The 5,476-nt window shown below is 42.3% G+C and carries 4 protein-coding genes, 1 tRNA gene and 2 rRNA genes; 2 read left to right on the forward strand and 5 right to left on the reverse strand.

Going from position 1 to position 5,476, the window contains the following annotated elements; translation table 11 throughout:
* The 3 genes from ACLTU0_RS10425 to ACLTU0_RS10435 all read right to left on the reverse strand — a co-directional run.
* Positions 1 to 219, reverse strand: a 23S ribosomal RNA gene (locus ACLTU0_RS10425); the annotation flags it as partial.
* 299 nt (positions 220 to 518) lie between these two features.
* A tRNA-Ile gene (locus tag ACLTU0_RS10430) sits at positions 519 to 595 on the reverse strand.
* 241 nt (positions 596 to 836) lie between these two features.
* Positions 837 to 2,356: ribosomal RNA gene (locus ACLTU0_RS10435) — 16S ribosomal RNA — on the reverse strand.
* 497 nt (positions 2,357 to 2,853) lie between these two features.
* On the opposite strand from ACLTU0_RS10435, the gene ACLTU0_RS10440 reads away from it, so the two are divergent.
* Together ACLTU0_RS10440 and ACLTU0_RS10445 are read left to right on the forward strand one after the other, a co-directional pair.
* Positions 2,854 to 3,546, forward strand: a complete 693-nt coding sequence (locus ACLTU0_RS10440; protein ID WP_412322377.1) for a hypothetical protein — start codon at positions 2,854 to 2,856, stop codon at positions 3,544 to 3,546.
* Positions 3,543 to 4,010: a hypothetical protein gene (locus ACLTU0_RS10445; RefSeq protein WP_412322379.1), complete on the forward strand. Its 468-nt coding sequence runs from the start codon at positions 3,543 to 3,545 to the stop codon at positions 4,008 to 4,010. Before ACLTU0_RS10440 ends, ACLTU0_RS10445 begins: the two co-directional genes overlap by 4 nt.
* 89 nt (positions 4,011 to 4,099) lie before the next feature.
* On the opposite strand, the gene ACLTU0_RS10450 is transcribed toward ACLTU0_RS10445, so the two are convergent.
* Both ACLTU0_RS10450 and ACLTU0_RS10455 read right to left on the reverse strand, forming a co-directional pair.
* Positions 4,100 to 4,657 (reverse strand): hypothetical protein, encoded by a 558-nt coding sequence (locus ACLTU0_RS10450; RefSeq protein WP_117838031.1) that lies wholly within the window; start codon positions 4,655 to 4,657, stop codon positions 4,100 to 4,102.
* Positions 4,658 to 4,955: 298 nt separating this feature from the next.
* The coding region (locus tag ACLTU0_RS10455) for a G5 domain-containing protein (RefSeq protein WP_412322382.1) at positions 4,956 to 5,476 on the reverse strand (521 nt) is incomplete at its 5' end.

Raw genomic sequence — 5,476 nt, forward strand, 5'->3', positions numbered from 1 at the left:
CTTCCTCGCCCTACTTAGATGTTTCAGTTCAGGCGGTTCCCCTCATATACCTATGTATTCAGTATATGATGACAAGACTTTCCTCTTGCCGGATTGCTCCATTCGGAAATCTGCGGATCAAAGCCTACTTACGGCTCCCCGCAGCTTATCGCAGTTAGTCACGTCCTTCTTCGGCTCTCGGTGCCAAGGCATTCCCCTTGTGCTCTTTGTAGCTTGACCATTATGAGATATCTTTGGTTCTTCTTTTTCTTGTAATGTTAATTACTCTTTTCGCAGTTTAATAAGCCTTTAGTTTATTTATAACTAATCTTCTTATTACCCTTAAGCTTAATTGTAGTATTTTTTACCTATGGTTTACGCATTCAAATTATCATTTGAGTTTGTTTACCTGTATAACTAATACTTTTCTCGCTTTATCTGCTTCTTTATTCAGTTTTCAAGGTGCTTTAGAAGAGATTAGACTTGATGATGTCAAGCCCCGTTGTTCTTCGCTATTGCTCTGAACCTAGGCTCTTCTTTGGTGGGCTTAAGTGGACTCGAACCACCGACCTCACGCTTATCAGGCGTGCGCTCTAACCGGCTGAGCTATAAGCCCATATTGGTTGGCTCGTTATTTCTTAAGCCGTTGTTGAAAAGCTGTTGCTTTTCATGGTGGAGATAAACGGGATCGAACCGCTGACCCCCTGCTTGCAAAGCAGGTGCTCTCCCAACTGAGCTGCCACCCCGTATATCTCGGGCAGGGCCACCAAATTAAACAACGAGTTTTGAAAGAAATCTTTCGTAATGCTGACCTTGGAATTTAAACCAGCTTGTTTCATCTGATTTGGTCTCCATAGAAAGGAGGTGATCCAGCCGCACCTTCCGATACGGCTACCTTGTTACGACTTCACCCCAGTCGTAATCCTACCTTCGGCAGCGTCCTCGCGAGGTTGGACTACTGACTTCGGGCAATACCGGCTCCCATGGTGTGACGGGCGGTGTGTACAAGGCTGGGAACGTATTCACCGCAGCATGCTGATCCGCGATTACTAGCAATTCCATCTTCATGCAGGCGGGTTGCAGCCTGCAATCTGAACTGAGAATGTTTTTTGGGGTTTTGCTCCCACATCACTGTCTTGCTTCCTCTGTTAACATCCATTGTAGTACGTGTGTAGCCAGGTCATAAGGGGCATGATGATTTGACGTCGTCCCCACCTTCCTCCGTTTTGTCAACGGCGATCCTATTAGAGTGCTCTTGCGTAGCAACTAATAGCAAGGGTTGCGCTCGTTGCGGGACTTAACCCAACATCTCACGACACGAGCTGACGACAACCATGCACCACCTGTCTCAACTTTCCCGAAGGGCACCTAATGTATCTCTACTTCGTTAGTTGGATGTCAAGACCTGGTAAGGTTCTTCGCGTTGCTTCGAATTAAACCACATACTCCACTGCTTGTGCGAGTTTTCCCGTCAATTCCTTTGAGTTTCAACCTTGCGGCCGTACTCCCCAGGTGGATTACTTATTGTGTTAACTCCGGCACGGAAGGGTCAGACCCCACACCTAATGTAATCATCGTTTACAGCGTGGACTACCAGGGTATCTAATCCTGTTTGCTACCCACGCTTTCGATCGTCAACGTCAGTTAAAGCCCAGCAGCCGCCTTCGCCACTGGTGTTCCTCCCATCTCTACGCATTTCACCGCTACACGGGGAATTCCGCCTTTACTCTACTTCACTCAAGCTCTACAGTTTCAAATGCAGTTTATGGGTTGAGCCCATAGATTTCACATCTGACTTGCAAAGCCGCCTACGCACCCTTTACGCAGTAAATCCGGACAACACTTGCTCCCTACGTATTACCGCGGCTGCTGGCACGTAGTTGCCGGAGCTTATTCATTAAGTACCGTCATTTTCGTCCTTAATAAAAGAAGTTTACAATCCGAAAACCTTCATCCTTCACGCGGCGTTGCTGCGTCAGGGTTGCCCCCATTGCGCAATATCCCCACTGCTCTTGTCCGTAGGAGTCTGGTAGTATGTCTCAGTCCCAATGTGGCCGTTCAACCTCTCAGTCCGGCTACCGATCCGGTCTTGGTGAGCGTTACCTCACCAACTAACTAATCGGACGCGAGTCCATCTTCAACGATAAAATCTTTGATATCAAAACCATGTGGTTCCGATATGTCATGCGGTATTAGCATTCTTTTCAGAATGTTATCCCCCTCTTGAAGGCAGGTTACTCACGCGTTACTCACCCGTCCGCCACTAAACTAAATCAAATTCATTCCGAAGAAATCTTTCAAAACAGTTCCGTTCGACTTGCATGTGTTAGGCACGCCGCCAGCGTTCGTCCTGAGCCAGGATCAAACTCTCTAAAATTTGTATCTCAACAGCCTTTCAGCTGTTCAAATCAATTTCAGAGCTTTTAATCGCTCATTGACGAATATGTCACTGACTATATCCGTTATTCCTGATGCTTTTTAGTGTACATCTCACTGTAATTCTTTGAGCTTTCCTCAAAGTCATTACGGGTTTCTTTACTATTATCTCGTTGTTCAATTTTCAAGGTCCTATGTTCACTTTGCACAAGAAAAACTTGATTCTCTCTTTTCTTTTAAGAGGATTTGTTGTTTTCCTTCGCGGAACATTCTCTATTATATACCTTTTTCCAGAAAAGTCAACCCCTTTTTTCAAAAAAATTCAATTTTTTCAGAAAAAGTTTTAGCCTTGTGGTTTTGCCAACAAATTTCTTTGTTTTATCACAACATATTGTGGTTGTCTAAAATACACCTTTTTACAATTTTCAAAATCCTATTGTATTTTCCCTTTCTATAATATAAAATAGAAATACAAATTAATTTTTCGGAGGAAAATTTATGATTAATTCCATTCCCTATTATCCGTATCAACAGAATGTGCAGATATTGAAAGGATTCTTTTCCAAACCGCTTACATTAATATGTGCAATAGTTTCCGGCCTTACATGTATTTTCGGAATGTTTAGCATTAATACAAGAGCAGGTTCTACGAACATATCTTTCTCGAGCGGCACGGGCGGTTCAATTTCAATTCTTTTATGTATTGCTCTTATCCTGCTTTATGCAAAGTGCCGTTCAAATGATCCAATGCCGTTTGGCGCAACGGTTACTCTCATCAAGATATATTCTATCATTGAAATAGTAATCGGCGGACTTGCATTGCTCGCCTTTACCGGAATAACTTTTCTTCTTTCATTAGTTTTGCAGGGACAGGAAATATTCGGATACATTCTTATCCTCTGCATCTTTGCTATTCCTCTTGCACTTGTAACACTCATACACGGTATCGGATTGCTTTTATGGTCTGATTCAATTAAGAAGGGTGCAACATCGGTTTATCTCAAAAGCAGAGGTTCAATACTTCTTGCCGTGTCTTCTATTCTCTCTATTATAGTAAACGTTGCATCCGCAATTGCTTCATTCATCTTTATTAAGGAATACGGTCGGAAATTTCAGCGTATCTACATCATTTGGCTGAGGAGAATCCGAACTTTAATTTTAGCGGTCTATTTGATTCGTCAGATCCCATGAATTCATTGTTTATTTCCGCTGCGGGGGTTGTAACGGTATTAAATACAGTACTGTCTGCTGTATTTTACGCTTTGCTTGCAGCACTTGCTATTTCTTTTCACACATATATAAAGAAATACACAAACGGAATTAACCTCGGTTCAGGTCAGGCTCCTGAATATGACGCTCAGCAGAGCACTGTTCCCGTACCTCCTGTTGCTCCTGTAACAAGTGAAATGCCGACAGAAGGTATTCAGCCGCCTGTTCAGCAACCGATTGATTTTCAGCCCCAAAGCGTTGATTTTGGCTCAATGGATGCAACTTCCGACAACAAACAGATTAACACTCAGTTTGAAAATCCTTATATGCAGGCGGTCGCAGACGATATGAGTGATAAATCAAATACGGTTGTTTGCCCAAACTGTCATGCACAATGCAATAACGATATGAAGTTCTGCGGAAACTGCGGTACAAAACTCAAATAAAAAACGCTATACATATATATAGAAAAAAGCGGAGATTGAAGTTGAATCAATCTCCGCTTTATTGCGTCACAATTATTTACATATATATGTTACTTTTTAAAAGCCTTGAAATCCTTGATAACCTGCTCACGATGCTTATAGTTATCGCTATTCTTATCGGGATTTGTCTTATCAATAGCAGTGTCTGTATAAATCATAAGATAGTTGCCGTTGTCCGAAAGATAGGCTGTTACATCGGGAAGTCCGTAGATGCTGAATGTGCCGTTGTCCTTAACTGACTTTACAATCTCATCGGCTGTGCTGTTCGTTTTCTTTGTATCATAAGAGTAAAGCTCAATGATAATATTTGAACCTGCATACTTTGCAGCAAACTTTTTACCTTCTTTGGCGCCGATAGCGGACGCATCCATTTTAATGCTGCCGTCTTTACTTTCAAGGTATCCCTTAGCTACAAAATAATCAACAAGTCCGTCAAGGTCATTGCCGTATTTATCATCCTTAACCGAAGATGTTGTAGGCTGAGTGCTGTCCTCGCTTGTCTGTGAAGAACTGTTACCGTCCTTATAAAGTGCATCATTATAGCTGCAACCAACTGCAGTAACCGCAAGAATGCCTGCACATAAAATCGCTGTAAGAATTCTCTTCATAATATTTTTCCTTTCGGTTCATTCTTTCGTTCTGTCATAAGTACAGTATATTATACCGCATATTTTCCGATAAATCAATATAAATTTCAAAAACAATAGGCAGATGCCGAAGCGTCTGCCTTGATTATGTCGTAACATTATTAATATCATAAGATTTGATTATATAGAACTGCCCTTTCAAATTAAGTGTGATGCACTCACCATACAGAGTTAATTCTATCACCAAGTCAAGCTCGGGAATTCATAGTTTAGATTATATCAAACTATCTACACGAACTAAAATTAACACGAGCTAAAATTAACCTACTATATATACATTCACATTTCGTCTGCCAAAGCTTACACATTCATCATATGTGTTGTAGAAACAGTCAACAATTGCAGTTCCCGACATGAGCGCACCGCCTGTGTCAACGGCTGTTGCGTAGCCGTAAACAAAACTGCCGTCTGTTGATACAATATAAAGCTTTGAGCCATACGGAATGATGTTCGGGTTGACTGCCACACCGCCGTGATAAGCCGTTACACCTGTTGCCGTAAGTGAACCTGCGGGTGCTGTGTACGCTGTACCTGAACCTGTAACAACCGATGAATAGGCAACGGTGTTGCCGTTCATATCCGTAAATGTGCCGGCAGGATTGCTGACATTTGAACCCTTTGTACCCATAAGTACGACCTTGTCAACAGGCTCTTTTGTAATTTTGGTGTCTACTGTTTCTGAAGATACCTTTTTGCCGTCAACATACTTGCACTTCTTTGTTACAAGAGCTTCGCCCTGTTTGCCCTCAGTCTGAACCTTTGTTTTGCCAAGGTCAACAT

The organism is Hominilimicola sp., from assembly GCF_046972485.1.
In the GTDB taxonomy this organism is placed as follows: Bacteria; Bacillota; Clostridia; order UBA1381; family UBA1381; genus Hominilimicola; species Hominilimicola fabiformis.

Bases quoted from the DNA above. Each gene is read 5' to 3' on its own strand.
- ACLTU0_RS10450 (WP_117838031.1), bottom strand. From the start codon at position 4,657: ATGAAGAGAATTCTTACAGCGATTTTATGTGCAGGCATTCTTGCGGTT.
- ACLTU0_RS10445 (WP_412322379.1), top strand. From the start codon at position 3,543: ATGAATTCATTGTTTATTTCCGCTGCGGGGGTTGTAACGGTATTAAAT.
- ACLTU0_RS10440 (WP_412322377.1), top strand. From the start codon at position 2,854: ATGATTAATTCCATTCCCTATTATCCGTATCAACAGAATGTGCAGATA.